Annotated in this window: 18 protein-coding genes; 10 read left to right on the plus strand and 8 right to left on the minus strand. The window is 62.6% G+C overall.

Features of this window, described 5'->3' with window-relative positions; genetic code table 11:
- Positions 1 to 36: 36 nt before the first annotated feature.
- On the plus strand, positions 37 to 432 hold the full coding sequence (locus NKL04_RS01455; RefSeq protein ID WP_023701621.1) for a (R)-mandelonitrile lyase: 396 nt from the start codon (positions 37 to 39) through the stop codon (positions 430 to 432).
- 59 nt (positions 433 to 491) lie between these two features.
- Here the strand turns inward: NKL04_RS01455 and NKL04_RS01460 are convergent, their stop codons facing one another.
- The gene (locus tag NKL04_RS01460; RefSeq protein ID WP_023701622.1) at positions 492 to 1,694 is read right to left on the minus strand and encodes a pyridoxal phosphate-dependent aminotransferase; all 1,203 of its coding nucleotides are present in this window, start codon (positions 1,692 to 1,694) and stop codon (positions 492 to 494) included.
- Between the two features lie 275 nt (positions 1,695 to 1,969).
- On the opposite strand from NKL04_RS01460, the gene NKL04_RS01465 reads away from it, so the two are divergent.
- Both NKL04_RS01465 and NKL04_RS01470 read left to right on the plus strand, forming a co-directional pair.
- On the plus strand, positions 1,970 to 2,869 hold the full coding sequence (locus tag NKL04_RS01465) for an EAL domain-containing protein (RefSeq protein WP_023701623.1): 900 nt from the start codon (positions 1,970 to 1,972) through the stop codon (positions 2,867 to 2,869).
- Complete coding sequence (locus NKL04_RS01470) at positions 2,866 to 3,726, plus strand: EAL domain-containing protein (RefSeq protein ID WP_023689726.1); 861 nt, start codon at positions 2,866 to 2,868, stop codon at positions 3,724 to 3,726. The genes NKL04_RS01465 and NKL04_RS01470 overlap by 4 nt, the downstream gene beginning before the upstream one ends.
- Positions 3,727 to 3,826: 100 nt before the next feature.
- Here NKL04_RS01470 and NKL04_RS01475 read toward each other — a convergent pair whose 3' ends face one another.
- Both NKL04_RS01475 and NKL04_RS01480 read right to left on the minus strand, forming a co-directional pair.
- Entirely contained in the window at positions 3,827 to 4,045 is a 219-nt protein-coding gene (locus tag NKL04_RS01475) for a hypothetical protein (protein WP_023701624.1), read from the minus strand.
- 208 nt (positions 4,046 to 4,253) lie between these two features.
- Complete coding sequence (locus NKL04_RS01480) at positions 4,254 to 4,466, minus strand: cold-shock protein (protein ID WP_015316174.1); 213 nt, start codon at positions 4,464 to 4,466, stop codon at positions 4,254 to 4,256.
- A gap of 298 nt (positions 4,467 to 4,764) precedes the next feature.
- On the opposite strand from NKL04_RS01480, the gene NKL04_RS01485 reads away from it, so the two are divergent.
- Positions 4,765 to 5,091, plus strand: a complete 327-nt coding sequence (locus NKL04_RS01485) for a hypothetical protein (RefSeq protein ID WP_023689728.1) — start codon at positions 4,765 to 4,767, stop codon at positions 5,089 to 5,091.
- A 149-nt stretch (positions 5,092 to 5,240) separates the two neighbouring features.
- Here NKL04_RS01485 and NKL04_RS01490 read toward each other — a convergent pair whose 3' ends face one another.
- Entirely contained in the window at positions 5,241 to 5,822 is a 582-nt protein-coding gene (locus NKL04_RS01490) for a methylated-DNA--[protein]-cysteine S-methyltransferase (RefSeq protein ID WP_023671959.1), read from the minus strand.
- A gap of 177 nt (positions 5,823 to 5,999) precedes the next feature.
- On the opposite strand from NKL04_RS01490, the gene NKL04_RS01495 reads away from it, so the two are divergent.
- Positions 6,000 to 6,929 (plus strand): lytic transglycosylase domain-containing protein, encoded by a 930-nt coding sequence (locus NKL04_RS01495; protein WP_023701625.1) that lies wholly within the window; start codon positions 6,000 to 6,002, stop codon positions 6,927 to 6,929.
- A 5-nt stretch (positions 6,930 to 6,934) separates the two neighbouring features.
- Complete coding sequence (locus NKL04_RS01500; protein WP_023701626.1) at positions 6,935 to 7,423, plus strand: GNAT family N-acetyltransferase; 489 nt, start codon at positions 6,935 to 6,937, stop codon at positions 7,421 to 7,423.
- Between the two features lie 128 nt (positions 7,424 to 7,551).
- On the opposite strand, the gene NKL04_RS01505 is transcribed toward NKL04_RS01500, so the two are convergent.
- Together NKL04_RS01505 and NKL04_RS01510 are read right to left on the minus strand one after the other, a co-directional pair.
- Positions 7,552 to 8,748, minus strand: coding sequence for an IS256 family transposase (locus NKL04_RS01505; protein WP_352581544.1), 1,197 nt, complete (start codon positions 8,746 to 8,748; stop codon positions 7,552 to 7,554).
- Positions 8,749 to 9,059: 311 nt separating this feature from the next.
- On the minus strand, positions 9,060 to 9,398 hold the full coding sequence (locus NKL04_RS01510; protein WP_023672415.1) for a hypothetical protein: 339 nt from the start codon (positions 9,396 to 9,398) through the stop codon (positions 9,060 to 9,062).
- 329 nt (positions 9,399 to 9,727) lie between these two features.
- Between NKL04_RS01510 and NKL04_RS01515 the strand changes: the two genes are divergently transcribed.
- The 4 genes from NKL04_RS01515 (at position 9,728) to NKL04_RS01530 (ending at position 13,147) form a co-directional block, all read left to right on the plus strand.
- Positions 9,728 to 10,279, plus strand: a complete 552-nt coding sequence (locus tag NKL04_RS01515) for a DUF4142 domain-containing protein (protein WP_023672417.1) — start codon at positions 9,728 to 9,730, stop codon at positions 10,277 to 10,279.
- A 300-nt stretch (positions 10,280 to 10,579) separates the two neighbouring features.
- A complete protein-coding gene (locus tag NKL04_RS01520) occupies positions 10,580 to 11,044 on the plus strand; it encodes a cupin domain-containing protein (protein ID WP_023701161.1) in 465 nt (154 codons plus the stop codon).
- 303 nt (positions 11,045 to 11,347) lie between these two features.
- Complete coding sequence (locus NKL04_RS01525; protein WP_352724008.1) at positions 11,348 to 11,710, plus strand: Rid family hydrolase; 363 nt, start codon at positions 11,348 to 11,350, stop codon at positions 11,708 to 11,710.
- A gap of 78 nt (positions 11,711 to 11,788) precedes the next feature.
- Entirely contained in the window at positions 11,789 to 13,147 is a 1,359-nt protein-coding gene (locus NKL04_RS01530) for a hypothetical protein (protein ID WP_023701159.1), read from the plus strand.
- 52 nt (positions 13,148 to 13,199) lie between these two features.
- Here the strand turns inward: NKL04_RS01530 and carB are convergent, their stop codons facing one another.
- Entirely contained in the window at positions 13,200 to 16,703 is a 3,504-nt protein-coding gene (gene carB, locus NKL04_RS01535) for a carbamoyl-phosphate synthase large subunit (RefSeq protein WP_023701158.1), read from the minus strand.
- A 234-nt stretch (positions 16,704 to 16,937) separates the two neighbouring features.
- Complete coding sequence (locus tag NKL04_RS01540; protein WP_245275012.1) at positions 16,938 to 17,990, minus strand: SH3 domain-containing protein; 1,053 nt, start codon at positions 17,988 to 17,990, stop codon at positions 16,938 to 16,940.
- Positions 17,991 to 18,125: the final 135 nt, after the last annotated feature.

Consider the following 18,125-nt stretch of genomic DNA (forward strand, 5'->3'; position numbering starts at 1 on the left):
CAGGGTAGGTTCTGCCAAACTTAGGGGTCACCAGAGATGAAGATCATTGCCTGCGGCAGCGTGCCGACCATCATCGCACCGGAGAAGTATTTCACTGGCCGCGTGCTGCAGACGCCCATCATCGAGAAGGAAGCGCCGGCGCGGCTGCGGGCCACGCTGGTCAGCTTCGAGCCTGGCGCGCGTACCCACTGGCACACGCATCCGCTCGGCCAAACGGTCTATGTCACGTCGGGCGCCGGCCTTGCGCAGACATGGGGCGGGCCGATCCAGCAGATCAAGGCGGGCGACGTGATCTCGTTCGAGCCGGGCGAGAAGCACTGGCACGGCGCGGGTCCAAAGACGACAATGACCCACGTCGCCATGCAGGAAGCGCTGGACGGCGTCCACGCAGATTGGATGGAAGCGGTCACCAGCGAGCAGTATGGCGGCTGAGGTCTGCTCCTGACAAAAACCCGGCTCGAAGCCGGGTTTCATGTCTCGGTGCCGCCAGTTCAGGTCAGCGATGCAGTGAATCGCTGGATGCGCGTGCAGGCTTCCTCCAGCAGGCTCTCCGACGTGGCGTAGGAGATACGGAAGTTGGGGCCGAGGCCGAAGGCCGAGCCGAACACCACCGCGACACCCTCGCCTTCGAGCAATTCGGAGCAGAAAGTCTCGTCTGTGTCGATTATCTTGCCGGCCTTGGTCTTCTTGCCAATCAGCTGGGCGCAGGACGGGTAGACATAGAAGGCGCCTTCCGGCGACGGGCAGGTTATGCCGCGCGCCTGGTTGAGCATCGACACGACGAGGTCGCGACGGCCCTGAAAGATCGCCTTGTTCCTGGCGACGAAATCCTGCGGGCCGTTGAGCGCCTCGACCGAGGCCCATTGCGCGATGGTGCAGGCGCCCGAGGTCTGCTGGCCCTGGATCATGTCCATCGCCTTGATCAGCTGGACGGGACCCGCGGCGTAGCCGATGCGCCAGCCGGTCATGGCGTAGGCTTTCGAGACGCCGTTCATGGTCAGCGTGCGCTCGTAGAGTTTCGGCTCGACCTCGGCGATCGTCCTGAAGACGAAGTCGCCATAGGTCAGGTGCTCGTACATGTCGTCGGTCAGTGTCCAGACATGCGGATGCTTCAAGAGCACGTCGGCCAGCGCGCGCAGCTCGGCTTCCGTGTATGCGGCGCCGGACGGGTTCGACGGCGAGTTCATCAACAGCCATTTGGTCTTCGGCGTGATCGCCTTTTCCAGCACGGCGGGAGTGAGCTTGAAACCATTGTCGATCGAAGTATCGGCGAACACCGAGGTGCCGCCGCAGATCGCCACCATTTCGGGATAGCTGACCCAATAGGGGCGGGGGATGATGACCTCGTCGCCTGGGTTCAGCGTCGCCATGAAGGCGTTGAACAGGATCTGCTTGCCGCCGGTGCCGACAATGGTCTGCTCGGGCTTGTAGTCGAGATTGTTCTCGCGTTTGAATTTTTTCGCGATCGCCTCGCGCAGCGGCGCGATGCCCGAAACCGGCGGGTATTTGGTCTCGCCGCGGCGGATCGCCTCGATCGCCGCATTCTTGATGTTGTCGGGCGTGTCGAAATCCGGTTCGCCGGCGCCGAGGCCGATAATGTCGCGGCCGGCATTTTTCAGCTCGCGGGCTTTCTGCGTCACCGCGATGGTGGCGGAAGGCTTTACGCGGGCAAGGGCGTCGGCAAGAAAGGCCATGACCAGATATCTCCAGAGGGGTCGGCGCAACCGCAAACAGCTGCGGCGCTTCTCATGTCGCATCGACCCGGCAAGTGCAAGCATTGTCGGATGAGCCAGGGGTCAAGGACCTGTGAAGATCGCCTTTTTGGAGCGCGTGCATGACGGTTTCAGTCTGCGTTGCGGGCTCTGCAATCGACGCTTATCCCCGGCAAGAATAAATTCATCAACGGCCGCTAAAACCTTTGACGGCAGGATCGCCAGCCATTTCGCCTGTCTCGCGGAGCGAGGAACCCTTGTCGCGCAGTACCGGGCTTGCCCACATCATCCGTCACGATGACGGCACCGCTTCAGGTGTCTGGGGTCCGTACACGCTGCAGAGCGCCTTTCAGCCGATCTTCGCCTTCAAGGAGGGCAAGCTCTCGATCGCAGCATTCGAGGGGCTGATCCGGCCGTTTCGTGTCGGCGAGCCGCAATCGCCGATGAACTTCTTCCGCACCTGTCCGGCCGGCGACCGCCTGCACATCGAGGCGCTGACGCGCACGCTGCATTTGCTCAATGCCGGCGCCTGCCTGCCGCAAGAGGCTTCGATCTTCGTCAATTTCGATCCGTCGGTGTTTACCGAGCGCTCCATCGCCGACAACGCGTTGCGCGACATGCGGCTGGTGCTGCACGAAGCCGGGATCGATCCGCGCCGCATCGTGTGCGAGGTGACCGAGCAGAAGTCGGCGTCGCAGGAAACGCTCTACAGCTTTGTCGAGGCGCTGCGGGCCAATGGCTTTCGCATTGCCGTCGACGATTACGGCGCCGATGAATCCGACATCAACCGCATCAAGGAGCTCAAGCCCGACATCGTCAAATTCGATGCGCACTGGATCACGCAGCTCATGGAATCCGGCGCCGGCTTTGCCCTCTTGACTGCCATGGTGACGAACTTCGAACTACAGGGCATCCGCACGGTGTTCGAAGGCATCGAGGAAGGCTGGCAGCTTCAATTGGCCGAGAAATCCGGCGCATCGATGGTGCAGGGCTTCGTGCTGGCGAAGCCGGAACTGGCGCCGACCAGCTTTCGCGCTTTCGGCAAGGATGGGCAGCCATCTGTCGCGGCGGCCGAGCCTGGCAAGACGCCTGCCGGCCCGACTGCAGCGCCTCCGGCGCGGCCGGGCAGGGTGTTCGGGCGCAGGACCGGGCCATGACCGGGCAGCGCGAGAGGCGTCGCGATATCGGCGAAGCGATCTTTGCCGACGAGGTCGGCATCGAATACGGCGTCTACGGCGCGTTCCGGCTGAAGAGCGCCTACCAGCCGATCTTTGCGCCACGCGGCGGCGCGTTGGCCGCGGTTGCCGTCGAGGCGCTGATCGAACCGCAGCGCGCTTCCATGCCGGTTGCACCGGCCATGTTCTTCGACAGTGTTGCGCCGGGCGACCGCCTGTTTGTCGAGACGATGTGCCGGATGCTGCATCTGAAAAACTTCCGCAACATCGGCGTCGACGGGCTCGACCTGTTCTTCAATTACAACCCGATGATCAACGATCATCTCGGGCGGGCGCTGGCCGAGATCCGGCTGATGACGCGGCATCTCGGCGATCTCGACCTGCATGCCGCCATGCTGGTCTGCGAGATCACCGAACAGGCGGCCGACGATAATGTGCTGGCCCCGCTGGTGCGCGAGATGCGGCGCCACGGCATCCGCATCGCCATCGACGATTTCGGCACCGGCCACTCGACCGCGGAGCGGATGAGCCTGCTTCAACCGGATATCGTGAAGATCGACGGCGGCTGGTTCGCCGAATTCTGCCGCCACGCTGCCGCCGAGCGCTTCTTCCGGCCGCTCGTCTCGTCGCTGCACGATCGCGGCGCCAAGGTGCTGGTGGAAGGCATCGAGCAATCCGTGCATCTGCGCGTCGCGCTGGATGGCGGCGTCGACCTGCTACAGGGGTTCCATCTCGGCCGCCCGGCGCTGGCCGGCACGATCTTCAACCGGGAGCCGCTGTCGATCGAGGCGCTGCTTGGCGCCGACAACAAGGTGGTGCCGCTGCATCTGCGGCGCTGATTTGTGCTCGCGCTTGCCGCCGCCTCGCGGCTCGTTCCGGACCGGACGCCAACGGGCGCGATGCCCGGTTGGGCTTGCGGCCTTCGGCCGTAGCGCGCATTCAAAGAGGGCGAACTCGGCCCGCGTGAAGTTCAGCCAAAGCCTGCTCGGCAAACTTATCCAGCCGGCCAGCCTTGGCGTCCGCCTCGATCTGCATATCCCACACCTCTGCCTGATACGCTGCGAACCATTTGGTAAAGGCCTTTAGTTCTTTGGTGTTCAGGGCTGCGATGGATCTTTCTGTTCGAGCTTGGTCATGGGGCGAAACTAGCATGGCCATCGTCCAATTCCAGACAAACAAAAAGGCGGGATAAATCCCGCCTTCCCATTTTCGGTAGCCTGATCGGAGCTTTAAGTCCGGGCCGGCAGCTATCTGCTGATCCAGCTTGTCGGGTCTTTCTGCTCCAGCGCGCTTCTCGCGCGACCGTCAGTACATCCGTGACTTGCCGCGCGCCCCGAACTCTCGTCCGGCGCGCGCTATCGCAAAATCAGGCTGCCTTGCTCAGAGAACCAGCGGACGACTTGCCTGTGCGGCGGTCCTGCTCGATCTCGAAGTTGATTTTCTGGCCTTCGACCAGGGTCGACAGTCCAGCGCGCTCGACAGCGGAGATGTGAACGAAAACGTCCGCACCGCCCGAATCAGGCTGAATGAAGCCGAAGCCCTTGGTGGCATTGAACCACTTGACCGTACCAGTTGCCATATGAATAGTCCTCGCATTTGCTTTGGTTTGACCGAACCGAGGTTCAGCCGGTTTGTATCGAGATTTTGGAGATAGACGTCAGCAAACGCGAAGATCGCGAGGCCCGGATCGATCGGCCGAAATATCAATGGAGCTGATATAGGCGGGTTTCGCACCAAAAACAAGATGGCTCGAAAAATGGCGTTGCGGTGGCGCCGCCCAAAGGCCGCCCCAATCGCATGAAAGCGTCGAGCAATCGGGAAGATCGGGACGCCCGACGGCGTTAGTCCGGTTTTGGGAGACTGTCATGAAAACGGTTGTGAAAACCATTCTGCTTGCCGCCTGCCTGACGCTGGCGGCCGCCGAGGCGCAGGCGATCTCGCGCTACGACCCCACTCGTATGAGCTGCGACAGGGTGCAAGGCACGATCGCCCGCCAGGGCGCGGTCATCCTGCGCTATCAGTCCAGGCGCGTGCCGGGGCTGCCGCTCTTCGACCGCTATGTGCAGAGCCAGCAATTCTGCAATGTCGGCGAGGTCAGAAAGCGCGCCTATGTACCGAGCGCCGACACCGAATCCTGCCCGGTCTATCTCTGCAAGCGGATCGAGAACGACCATTTTCATCGCCGCTTCCTGCGCCGTCATTAGGGCATATTGATATTCAAGTGAGGCCGGTCTTCTGCGCTTCCGGCGCCCACGTAAATTAAGTACGCTCCGCTCCGGTTCTCGAAGACCATAGTTCTCGGTGCGGCCTGACCTGAATCTCAACATACCCAGCCGGCATACCATTCAAGCTCTTAGAACCCGAACGAGACCTGCGCCGCCGGCGGCGGGCCGACGCGCACGCCTTCCATGGCCAGCATCTTTTCCTTGGTGGCCGAGCCGCCGGGCGCCGAGAAGCCGCCGATCTTGCCGCCCGCGGCTAGTATCCGATGGCAGGGGATGACCAGCGGCACCGGGTTGGCGCCCAGCGCTGCCCCGGTTTCGCGCGGCAGGCCGGCTTGGCCGGCGCGCTTGGCCAGTTCGCCATAGGTGGTGGTTTCGCCGTAATGCAGTTTCCGCGCCGCGTCGTAGATGGCGAGACGGAAGTCGTCGACGCCGTCGAGATCGACCGGCACGCCGGAGAAATCGACGTCCTCGCCTGACGCATACGCCTTGATCGAGGCGATCAGCTCGACCACCCATTGCGGCTGCCCAATGTTCGCAGTCGTATTGGCGGCAACACCGGCATGCCGCATCAGCCGGCGCTCCACTGCTTCGCGGCTCCTTTCGGGCAGGCAGAGCCGGATCAGGCCCTTTTCGCTCCAGGCGATGCCCATGAAGCCGATCACTGTTTCTAACACTGCGTGGCCGGCTGTGATCGAAGATGCCGTTTCCATGATGCGCTCCTTTCCGCAAAGCGGCGAAAACCGGGATACCGACCGGTACATATGCAGAACAATATGGCATCTGAGCCCGGCTCTCGCCACCCGAAAACCACCAGATAGTCCCGATTGCCCACCAGGAATCGCTGGTGTAAGGACTTCTTAACAACCGACAAATCGGACCCGCGCGGCTTGCCAGCAAAATTCAACCTTTTCGCGATCTCTGTGATCGTCGGCGCAGCTGCCCTCAGCGGCTGCCAATCGACCTCGCAGATGAAGGCCACGCCTGCGCTGACCGAAACCGCGACCGCTGCCGGCAGCGATGCCGGCTTTACCGTGCCGCTGCCCGATACGGTTTCGGTGCTGCCGCAATCCTCGGGCATAACACCCGTTCAGTCGGCCGAAGCGACGCCGGCCACGCCAGCGCTCGATGCCGCTGCGCAGCCGGTTGCCGCGACCGCGGCCTTTGCCGGCGCGACGCCCACGGCCCCGGCCGTGCCTGCGGTGATGGCCGCCAATGCTTGGCAGGCGCCTGCGCCCGCCAAGGCCGGACAGCCGGTCGCGGCGCAATATACGACCGCCAGCCTTGTCATGCCGGCGACCGCCAAGGGCGGCCAGAACGCCATGCCCGGCGTGCAGCAGGTAGCCTATGTCGTGCCGCAGAACCCGGCTTCCCTGGGCCAGTTCCCCGCCGCGCCGCTCGGTCTCCCGGAAGAAGAGCATGCGACCGGCATGCGCGGCGACGTCGACCGGCTGATCCAGAAATACGCTGCTCTCTACGAGGTGCCGGTCGATCTGGTGCGCCACGTCGTCAACCGCGAAAGCACCTACAATCCCAAGGCTTACAATAACGGCCATTGGGGGCTGATGCAGATCAAGCACGCGACGGCGCGCGGCATGGGCTATGACGGGCCGGCCAAGGGCTTGTTCGACGCCGAAACCAATCTGAAATACGCGGTCAAATATCTGCGTGGCGCCTGGCTGGTGGCGGGTGGCAACGCCAAGAAGGCCGATTGGCTCTACCAGACCGGCTATTATTTCGACGCCAAGCGCAAAGGCCTGCTCGAGGCGACCGGCCTCGGTGTCGACCGCAAGCGCCGCCGGCTGCAGCCCGACGCCTGAGCGCGATGCCTGAACCGCGCCCGCCGGCTCCAAACGACATCCGGCTGCGCAAAACCCTCGACGAGACGCTCGTTGCGCCGCACTGGCCGGACGGCTTTGCCATGCGCTGCTTCCAACATGGTGACGCGCAGCCCCTGCACGCGCTTTTGACCGAGGTGTTCGACGACGGCACCGACGGCCCGTTCGACGAATGGTGGCCGCGCATATCCAGCGATGCCGAATTCGACCCGGCGCTGTGTTTCCTGGTCATCGACGCCAAGGGACGGCTGGCGGCGGCAGCGCTGTGCTGGACGAGGGCCTTCGTCAAGGACCTCGCGGTCCATCCCGGAGCGCGCGGCAAAGGAATTGGCGAAGCGCTGATGTGGCAGGCCTTCAACGCCTTTCGCGATCGAGGCGCGGCCCATGTCGACCTCAAGACCAACACGGTCGAGAACGCCGCCGCGCTCCGGCTCTACGAGCGGCTGGGAATGATGCCTGTCGCCTGGGAAGGGTAAGGGCTTTTTTCTTGCCGCAATTCCCTGGGGAAAACGCTACGCGCTTTTCCCGGGAAAACCGGTTCCCACCTTTCCTGGAATTGGTTGTGTGCGTCAAGTTCTGCAAAATGGGGCGGCCATGATGCTGGTCATGCGGCTTGGCGCAGAGCGAGCTTCTTGTGCTCGCGCAGGTCGTCCATGTTGATGTATCGGTTGGCCTCCATCCAGTTTTCATTGGTCTCGACGGCCAACGCCCTGACCAGGCGCAGGCAGCTTTCGGTGTTGGGGAAGATGCGCACGACATAGGTGCGCCGGCGGATTTCCTCGTTGAGCCGCTCCAGCATGTTGGTGGATTTGAGATGCTTGTGGTGCTGTCTCGGCAGCCTGAAGAAGGTCAGGGTTTGTTCGATGGCATCCTCGGCCCAGCCTGTCAGGCGCGGATAGCGTGCCGACCATTTGGCAAGCCATGCGGCAAGATCAGCCCTGGCCTCTGCGAGATCGCGCCGGTCGTAGAGCCAGCGCAATTCCTGCAGGCAGTCGTCGCCGTGCTTCCTCGGCAGATGATCGAGCGCGTTCCTGAGGAAGTGCACGTAGCAGCGTTGCCAGGCGGCTTCGGGGATCACCTCGCCGATCGCTGCCACCAGGCCGGCGTGATCGTCGGACACAACCAACTCGACGCCCTTGAGGCCGCGCGCCTTGAGGCCGACGAGGAAGTCCCTCCAGGCCGAGCGGCTCTCGCGATTGGCCATCTCCACGGCCAGGATCTGGCGCCTTCCGTCCCAGTCGATACCGACCGCGATCAGCACCGCCTGGCTCATGACAACACCGGCTTCACGCACCTTCTCGTAGCGCGCATCGAGGATGAGGTAAGGAAACGGCTCTTGAAGGGGGCGCCTGGCAAAGGCAGCGAGGCTCTCGTCCAGCCGCTTGTTGATGGCCGAGATCGACGAGGCCGAGAAGGCATGGCCGCACAGTTCTTCCGTGATCGCCTTCACCTTGCGGGTCGACACGCCCTGCACATACATCTCCGCCAGTGTCGCCACCAAGGCCCGCTCGGAACGCTGGTAGCGCTCGAACAGCTCGGTGGAGAAGCGCCCGGCCCGGTCCTGCGGAACCCGCAGCTCGAGCTTGCCGACCCGCGTCACAAGGGTACGGCCGTAATAGCCCGAGCGATAGCCAAGCCGTTCGGGCGTGCGCTCGCTCTTCGAGGCACCCAGCGCCTCGTCCATCTCGGCCTCAAGCACCTCCTGTATCACCGCACGGAGCACTTCGTGCAATCCATCCGGGTTCGAAAGCAAAATGTCTTTGACGGCAGCGCTGGCGGTCTTAACTTCAGTCTTGGTCATGGTGGCGTTCCTTCGCGGGAATCAGGTGACGTGAACAATCACCAGCCTGCCATGACCGCCCCCTCTCAGCGAATTTGCAGAACTCTCAGCACACTACCCTGGAATTGCTCGAGCGCTGTTGAAAACCTCCGGATTGTGAACTGCTTCACATTGGCCGCCGCAACCGGATGCTACCTCACCATCCATGCCTTTCGACCGATGGCGGATCGACGACTGGCAGATGTGGAGGGGCTGCACCGGCATGTGTTCAGCCGCTCCTTGGCGGGTCCCAGGCGGGGGTTTGGGGCCCGCCAGTCGTTTTACGGTCGCCCTCAGATATCGGGCGCATTGCCGATCTTCTTTTTGAGCTCAATCGCCCAGGCGCGGCCCTCGTCGCCGCCCCACAACAGCCAGGCGATATGGCCGGCCGAAGGATTGTCTTCATTGCCGTAATTCTTGCCGCGCTTGTCGACCTCGTGGCGGGCGAAGTAGCTGACCATGCGGCGGATGGTGGATGGCGCCAGCTTTTCGCGGTTCTTGAGTTCCGTCGCCCGCGCGACGCCGATCTCGGTGCCGCCACGGCCGAACTGCTTGCGCAGCCTCAACCCCTTGGCGGCATTGTCGGCCACCACTTGCGGGCAGCGCAGATCGATCTCTTCATCCTCTTGCATGTGTCTCCCCAGCTCCGGAAGCCTAGCCTGCGGACCCAATGCGGGAAAAGCAACCGGTTCCCAATGCCGCGCCGTCCATCAGGACCAGGATCCGCGCGCCATCGGCGCGTGCGAGATCCTGTGGAACCTTATGGATGTCACGCCTGAGGTCGGCCGAACTGGACCGAACAGCTGCAATATGGCGAGGCGTGCTGTCCTGAGGTTTGTCCGCCAGGGGCTCGGGACGGCTCTTCGGCAGATGGTCGCTGACGAATAGTTCTCCGGACGCAACCCTGCCGCCAATGCCGCGTTTGATTAGCCGAGGGAAATTTTCAAATCGGAGAACTCAGATGAAAACGCTTCTCACCATTGCCGCCGTCGCCTTGTTCGCCGGTGCCCCTGCCGCCTTTGCGGCCAACTCGACTGCGGTCGCGCCTGCCATGGCCGCCAGCAAGGTCGATACCCCAACCTTCGTCAAGACGGTGCCTAGCTCCAACGAATTCGAAATCCAGTCGAGCAAGCTCGCCGAGGAAAAATCCAAGGCGGCTGACGTCAGGAAATTCGCCAAGCAGATGGTCAAGGACCACACCAAAGCCGGCAAGGAGTTCAAGGCGGCGCTGAGCCAGGGCCAGACCACCGGTTCGACCAAAGCCGCGGGGCCGGCCCTGCAGCCGAAGGAGCAGGCAATGCTCGACGAGTTGAAGAGCGCAAGCGGCAAGGATTTTGACGCCAAGTACATCCAGATGCAGACGGACGCGCACAAGGAGGCCGTAGCCCTTTTCAGCAGCTATGCCAACTCGGGCGACGACCCGGCGATGAAGGAATTCGCCAAGAAAACGCTGCCGACGCTGCAGATGCACGAGAAGCACGTGAAGGAACTCGCGGCCGCGCATCAGGGTTGAGGGCAGTGACTGGCCAGCAATGGCATTCTACGCCGCCCTCCTCTGTCCTGCCGGACATCTTCCCCACGAGTGGGGAGATCAGCAGCGTCGGCGCCGTGCTTTTCTTGCGACGGTGAAAATTGGCGAAGGCTGAGGCGACAGCCAATCTCCCTCCTTGTGGGGGAGATGTCCGGCAGGAGAGAGGGGGGCGCCGTAGAGTGCGACGGCGATGCCTGCCGTTGGCAAGGCATTGCGGCAAAGTGGCTCTGTGGCTGCGACGGCAGTGACATACATTGCCGCCACCAATTCAATGGAGCTCCCATGCCGAAGATCGACCTGTCCACCGTGCCTGTCCGCAAGGGCTCCGGCTACCCCGCACCCTTCGACGCCCCTTGCGCCGAGCGCACACGCCACCGCCTCGGCGATGCCGGCGGCCTCACCGATTTCGGCGTCAACCTGATGACATTGCCATCAGGCGGCTGGTCGAGCCAGCGCCACTGGCACAGCCATGAGGACGAGGTCGTCTATGTGCTGGAAGGCGAACTGGTGCTGGTCGAGGATGGCGGCGAGACGCTGCTCAAGGCCGGCGATTGCGCGACCTTTGCCAAGAACAGCGGCAACGGCCACCACATGATCAACCGCTCGTCGACGACAGCGCGCTACCTCGAAGTCGGCTCGCGCTCTCCCGACGATGTCATAACCTGCTCCGACATCGACATGATGAGCCCGAGTTCGGACGGCAGGTTCCTGCACAAGGACGGCACGCCGTATCCGGGGCAGGGGTGAGCGCTGGACCATGCTTCGGCGCTGGTGTTCGCTGGGCGACAGGATAAGTTCCTCACGATTAAAGGTGGCGCCGGCCCCCTCATCCGACCGCTTCGCGGCCACCTTCTCCCCGCTGGGGAGAAGAGGGAAGCGCTGGCGCTGACCGGCTCCTCTCCCCTCGGGGGTCTGAAGGACGGGCGAGACACGTGGCTCGCCCCGGAACGGTCAGCCGAGCGAAGCGGAGGCTGGGTGAGGGGGCCTTGGCGCCAGCTTGGCAAACAAGGGGAAGATCACCATGAAAAAGAAGTCATCGAAGTGCCCGTCATGTCGGCCAAGGTGCGGGCGCTCGGGCTGCCCTGCTCGACGGCGGTAAGGGCCAACGGCTTCGTGTTCATCTCGGCGACGCCGCCGGTCGACATGGCGACCGGCGAGATGGTGCGCGGTGACATCGAAACGCAGACCGAGGCGTCGCTGAAGGCGCTGAAACACTGCCTGGAAGCCGCGGGAACCTCGCTGGACAATGTGGTGATGGTGCGCATCTACGCCGTCAATTCCGGCTTCTACAACGCCATCAACCGGATCTATGCCAGATACTTCAGCGTCAACCCGCCGGCGCGCAGTTTCGTGCCGGTGGCGTCATGGCCGATGGAATTCGATATCGAGATCGAGTGTGTGGCGGTGGCGTGAGAGTTGGACATCTATTTCGCATGAGATTTTCCCCGGTTCCATGAGGATGCTGTATTTAAAACAGTGGCGAGGAGTGTCATGAAGTTAAAACAGCTAGTCTCCGATATTATTGTGGAGCTGACGCGAATTCAAAGCGCAGCTGCTCCTCCGTGGAGGGAGGATGACGATTTTCCTCTTCCACGGATGATCGCCGTAGATGGGGAGCGGACACTGTACGTCTCCAAGAAGATCGATGATTTAATCGATCTGGTGTCGTTGCAGATACATTCGAGTGATAGTGAATTGGGAAAGCGTATCGGAACTTCGGAATTGCGTTCAATCGTTCGAAGAGCCTTTGGGCCTGCACTAGCTGCAATAGACCTCGATCACGGTATCTCCGAAAATGCCAAGACGGCACTTTCCAACGTGAGACTATTCGTTGAACAGTCCATCAATCGCGAAAAACTGAGATATGAACATTGCTTTGGCTGCACACTGTTCAGCAGGTTGTTGATCCCCGATTTTGCGATAGGTGCAGTGCGTTTCGAGACACGCATGAGATGGCTAGAGAGAAAGAGGGCTGAGGGCGATATAAGTCTGACTACCTATCGGCGTACTAAAAAGGTTTGGTCTGGAAGCAAGATCAGAGCTCGAAAAAGCAGTTTCGAGAGTATGGGTGAAAGCGATGTCCTCGATGCGATTAGCGACTGTCCATATGTATGCAGCATCACAACAGATGGATATAGCCTAGGTTTAGGGCGCGAGAAGGCACTTATCGCTGCGCGGCTGGCCCTCACCTCAATCGCGCTTTTGTGGCAAACACCCTCCAAGCGGCTTGATGGCTTTAATCTTGCCTACGATCGAACAGTTCATTTCCAAACCGCGATGGCGTTTCATGAAGGCCATATCCTTGCGAGCCGTACGAAAATTCATCTGACGGTTGATGGCAATTTCAGCGAAGAAAAATGGGGGTCTTTGGTCGAAGAAAGGGAGAATTACTTTTCCACCGCCCAAGAGATAATAGGCTACAACCTATCTCTCACAGATGTACCGCGTGCAAATCTAGTTCGCGCTTTATTCCACGCCATTCTCTGGTTTCACGAAGGTTGCCGAGATCGTTCACCGCTCATTGCTATCGTAAAATTCGCGGCGGCTATGGACGCTCTTGCCTGTGGCGGAGGTGAGAATGGAATTCTTTGCCTATTTAGCGCCCGTCTTGGCTTGAAAGGCGACGCCCGGGTGTTTTCTGACGGAACGACATTAAAGAGCGCAGTGTCGGTGATTTATGGGTACGGACGAAGCCGTACTATGCATGGTAGCAATGAAAGAATTGGAACGGATTGGAGTAACAATTCCGCACGTGCCGAACAATTAGCGCGTCTATGCTTGAGTTCTTGTATGGAATGGGTAGGCGAAAATCGCGACAAAGATGATCCGAAACTGATGTCCGGTTTATAGTATATTTAGGCGTGCAGTGCCTAAATCGCTCAATATCGCTGGTTACAATCCCTCAGGCAAAATACTCCTGCAGCGGCCTGACCTCCAGGCTCCCTGCCTTTAGCGCTGCAATCGCCTCCGCCACAGCCGCCGCCCCCGACAGCGTGGTGTAATACGGCACCTTCTGCATCAGCGTGGCGCGGCGCAGCGATTTCGAGTCCGACACCGCCTTCTGGCCGTCCGTCGTGTTGAAGACGATCTGGACCTGGCGGTTGCGGATGGCGTCTTCGATGTGGGGACGGCCTTCCAGCACCTTGTTGATCTTCTGGGCGTCGACGCCATTTTCGGCGAGGAAGCGGGCGGTGCCGGATGTCGCGAGCACCTTGAAGCCCTGGCCGGCGAGACGTTTCACCGCCGGCAGGATGCCGGCCTTGTCCTCGTCGCGCACCGAGACGAACAGCGTGCCGGAGCGCGGCAGGTCGACGCCGGCGCCGAGCTGGCTCTTGGCGAAGGCGAGCGCAAAGTCGCGGTCGAGGCCCATGACCTCGCCGGTCGAGCGCATTTCCGGGCCGAGCAGGATGTCGACGCCGGGGAAGCGGGCGAAGGGGAAGACGGCTTCCTTGACCGCGATGTGGCCGGGGTTGCGCGGGTCGGGCATGGCGCCGTAATGGGCGAAGGCGTCTTCCAGTTTCTCGCCGGCCATGATGCGGGCGGCGATCTTGGCAATGGGCCGCCCGATGGTTTTTGCGACGAAGGGCACGGTGCGCGATGCGCGCGGATTGACCTCCAGCACATAGACCGTGCCGTCCTTGATCGCATACTGCACGTTCATCAACCCGCCGACATTGAGCGCGCGGGCAAGCGCCGCCGTCTGGCGCTCCAACTCGTCGACCAGTTCGGAAGCCAGCGAGTGAACGGGGAGCGAGCAGGCGCTGTCGCCGGAGTGGATGCCGGCCTCTTCGATGTGTTCGAGAATGCCCGACACAAAGGTCGACGTGCCGTCGCAGAGGCAGTCGACATCGACCTCGATGGCGCCCGAGAGATAGGTGTCGAACAGCAGCGGGTTCTTGCCCAGCAGCGTGTTGATCTGGCCGGTCTTGTCGTTGGGGTATTTCTGCTTGATGTCCTCCGGCACCAGGCCGGGCACGGTGTCGAGCAGGTAGCTCTGCAGCATGCCCTCGTCATGGATGATCTGCATGGCGCGGCCGCCGAGCACATAGGACGGGCGCACCACCAAGGGAAAGCCGAGCTCGCCGGCGACAAGGCGGGCCTGCTCGACCGAATAGGCGATGCCGTTCTTCGGCTGGCTAAGGTTGAGCTTGTGCAGCAGCTTCTGGAAGCGGTCGCGGTCTTCGGCGAGATCGATCATGTCCGGCGAGGTGCCCAGGATCGGGATGCCGGCCTTCTCCAGCGCGTCGGCAAGCTTCAGCGGCGTCTGGCCGCCGAACTGGACGATGACGCCGACCAGTTCGCCCGAGGCCTGTTCGGCGCGCAGGATCTCCAGCACGTCTTCGGCCGTCAGCGGCTCGAAGTACAGCCGGTCCGAGGTGTCGTAGTCGGTCGAGACCGTCTCGGGGTTGCAGTTGATCATGATCGCTTCATAGCCGGCGTCGCGCAGCGCGAAGGCGGCGTGGCAGCAGCAATAGTCGAACTCGATGCCCTGGCCGATGCGGTTGGGACCGCCGCCGAGGATGACGACTTTTTTCCGCGATGACACTTGCGCCTCATTGGCCAGCGCGCTGGCGAAAGGCACTTCGTAGGTCGAGTACATGTAGGCGGTGGGCGAGGCGAACTCGGCCGCGCACGTGTCGATGCGCTTATAAACCGGATGAACGTCGAGCTTTTCACGAATCTTCGCAATCACTTCGGCGTCGGTCTTCGTCAGCGAGGCGAGGCGGGCATCGGAGAAGCCCATCGCCTTCAGCATGCGCAGATTGACGGCGTCTTGCGGAATGCCGTGCTCGCGGATGCGGGCTTCCATGGAAACGATGCCGGCGATCTGTTCGAGGAACCACGGGTCGATCTTGCACATGGCGTGCACGTCTTCCAGCGAGGTGCCCATGCGGATCGCCTGCGCCACCATGCGCAGCCGGTCGGGCGTCGGCGTGCCGAGCGCGGCGCGGATGGCGTTGCGGTCGTCGGCGTGGTTGGCAGCCACGGCACCGTGGCCGAGGCCGGGGATCTCGATCTCGTCTAGGCCGGTGAGGCCGGTTTCCAGTCCACGCAAAGCCTTCTGCAGGGACTCCTGGAAGGTGCGGCCGATGGCCATGACTTCACCGACAGACTTCATGGCGGTGGTCAGCACCGGCTCGGCGCCGGGGAATTTCTCGAAGGCAAAGCGCGGGATTTTGGTGACGACGTAATCGATGCTCGGCTCGAAGGAGGCGGGCGTGGCGCCGCCGGTGATGTCGTTCTCCAGCTCGTCCAGCGTGTAGCCGACGGCGAGTTTTGCCGCGATCTTGGCGATGGGGAAGCCGGTCGCCTTCGAAGCCAAGGCGGAACTGCGCGAGACGCGCGGGTTCATCTCGATGACGACGAGGCGGCCATCGGCCGGATTGACGGCGAACTGCACGTTGGAGCCGCCGGTCTCGACGCCGATCTCGCGCAGCACCGCGATCGAGGCGTTGCGCATCATCTGGTATTCCTTGTCGGTCAAGGTCAGCGCGGGGGCGACGGTGATCGAGTCGCCCGTATGCACGCCCATCGGGTCGATGTTCTCGATCGAGCAGACGATGATGCAATTGTCCGCCTTGTCGCGGACGACCTCCATCTCATACTCCTTCCAGCCGAGCACGCTTTCCTCGATCAGGACTTCGGTGGTCGGCGAGGCGTCGAGGCCGGACTGGACGATGTCGTAGAATTCGGCGCGGTTGTAGGCGATGCCGCCGCCGGTGCCGCCCATGGTGAAGGACGGGCGGATGATGGCGGGCAGGCCGACATGGTCGAGCGCCTGCGCGGCGATCGCCATGCCATGGCTGATGTAGCGCTGCTTGCGGTCGCCTTCGCCGAGATTCCAGCGGGTTTCCAGCGCGTCGAGCGCGGCGTCGAGGTCGGCGGGCGCCTCGGCCTTGACGGCGGCGCGCTCGGCCTCGTGCGTCTTGCGGTCGGCATTCTTGACATCGGTGGCATTGGCCAGCATCGACTTCGGCGTTTCGAGGCCGATCTTCTTCATCGCCTCGCGAAACAGCGCCCGGTCCTCAGCCTTGTCGATCGCCGTGGCGTCGGCGCCGATCATCTCGACATTGTAGCGCTCGAGCACGCCCATGCGGCGCAGCGACAGAGCGGTGTTGAGCGCGGTCTGGCCGCCCATGGTCGGCAGCAGCGCGTCGGGCCGCTCCTTGGCGATGATCTTGGCGACGACTTCAGGCGTGATCGGCTCGATATAGGTGGCGTCGGCCAGTTCCGGGTCGGTCATGATGGTGGCCGGGTTGGAATTGACCAGGATGACGCGAAAGCCCTCTTCCTTCAGCGCCTTGCAGGCCTGTGTGCCGGAATAGTCGAACTCGCAGGCCTGGCCGATGACGATGGGGCCGGCCCCGATGATCAGGATCGACTTGATGTCGGTGCGTCTTGGCATCGTTGTGAGTTCCGTTCGGCGAGCGGCTTGCACGAAAAACCGGGACGGGAAGACCCGGCCGGTTGTGCTTGCGATTCTGGTATCAGGCTAGGAGGGCCTTATAGGGAAGAGTTTTGGGAGATGTAACCCCGAAAATGAGGCTAGGCAGTAGGGATTAGGCAGTAGGGATCAGGCAGTGGGGATTAGGCAGAGCGAGGTTAAGGCGCCTATTGCCCATTCCCTACTGCCTGACACCTAATCCCCCAGCGCGAGCTGATCCGTAATCTCAAACCGCTCTGATACCCCGACGCGGATCATGTTGAGGGCGCCTTCCCTTGTGAAGCGGAACTCGCTGGGCGAATCCGAGTTGGCCGGCATCCCGGCAGAGAAGGAGATGACGCGCGTGCCGCCGTCGGGCCAGGTCACGGTGATATCGGCCTTGTCAGTGCCCTTGTGGACGATGTTGACGGCGCAGCGGGTCATCGGCTGGCCGACATAGCGCGCGCAGGGGATGTCGGCGGTGGCGCCGGGGGCGGGCGGGGGTTCCAGCCGTGCAACGGTTTGCGTAGCGGTCGCAGCTTTGGCCTGGTCTGGCCGTGGCGTCGGGGATGGTACCCCCGGCGCGGACGCTGTATCCGGCGCTGCTCCCGCAGACGCGGCGGCGGCGAGTTCCGGCGTCCCTGTGGCCTCCGTTGCCGGAGCCTCTGTGGCAGGGATTTCATCCGTCGGCGGACTTTCATTCGCTGCGAAGGCAAGGCCGTAAGCATCCTGCATGGCGGTCCTGCCGATCTCGGCGGCGGACTTCGGCGCGCCTGGATTCGTGCCGCCAAGGCGCTCCGTCAGGTCGAGTGGAGCCGGCGCGGGTGCAGCCGGGGTGGGTGGAGCCTGAGTGGGTGCAGCCGGAGCGGCAGAGGCGGCGGGTGCAGTCGTCCGGGGCGCTGCGGCCACGTCGGCCGGCTGCGTCGACATGTCGGGCGCGAGCGTCGGGCCGCCGGCTTCAGCGCTGGCGGTCACCTGGGGCGGCGCGGCGTCTACTTCGACCACGGTCGGATTGTCGGGGATAAGATAGCGCGCGGGCGCCCAGCCTTTGACCAGTGGATTGTCGATCTCCTCGACCTTGCACCAGCGGTGGCCGTCCACTTCGTTGCAGCCGAAATTCCTGACGCTCGAGCCGATCGGCAGGCGCGCCTGGGTTCTGCCGACCGGCGACGGCGTGGCGCGGATGTTGAGGAGATCGCCTGGGCCGAGCTCGGTCACTATGGAAACGATGTCGGCAGGCGCGTCCTCGGCATTGGCCGGCAAGCTCACCAACAACGGGCCCACCACCAACGGACCCGCCAACAACCGGGCTGCCCGCAGGAGCGGAGCGCCAGTCAGTCGATGCAAAATGGTTCGGATTGTGCGCCTCATCATTTGGCCGTGCGCCGATTACCCTTGCGGCAG

It is taken from the genome of Mesorhizobium sp. C264A, assembly GCF_040324515.1.
In the GTDB taxonomy this organism is placed as follows: domain Bacteria; phylum Pseudomonadota; class Alphaproteobacteria; order Rhizobiales; family Rhizobiaceae; genus Mesorhizobium.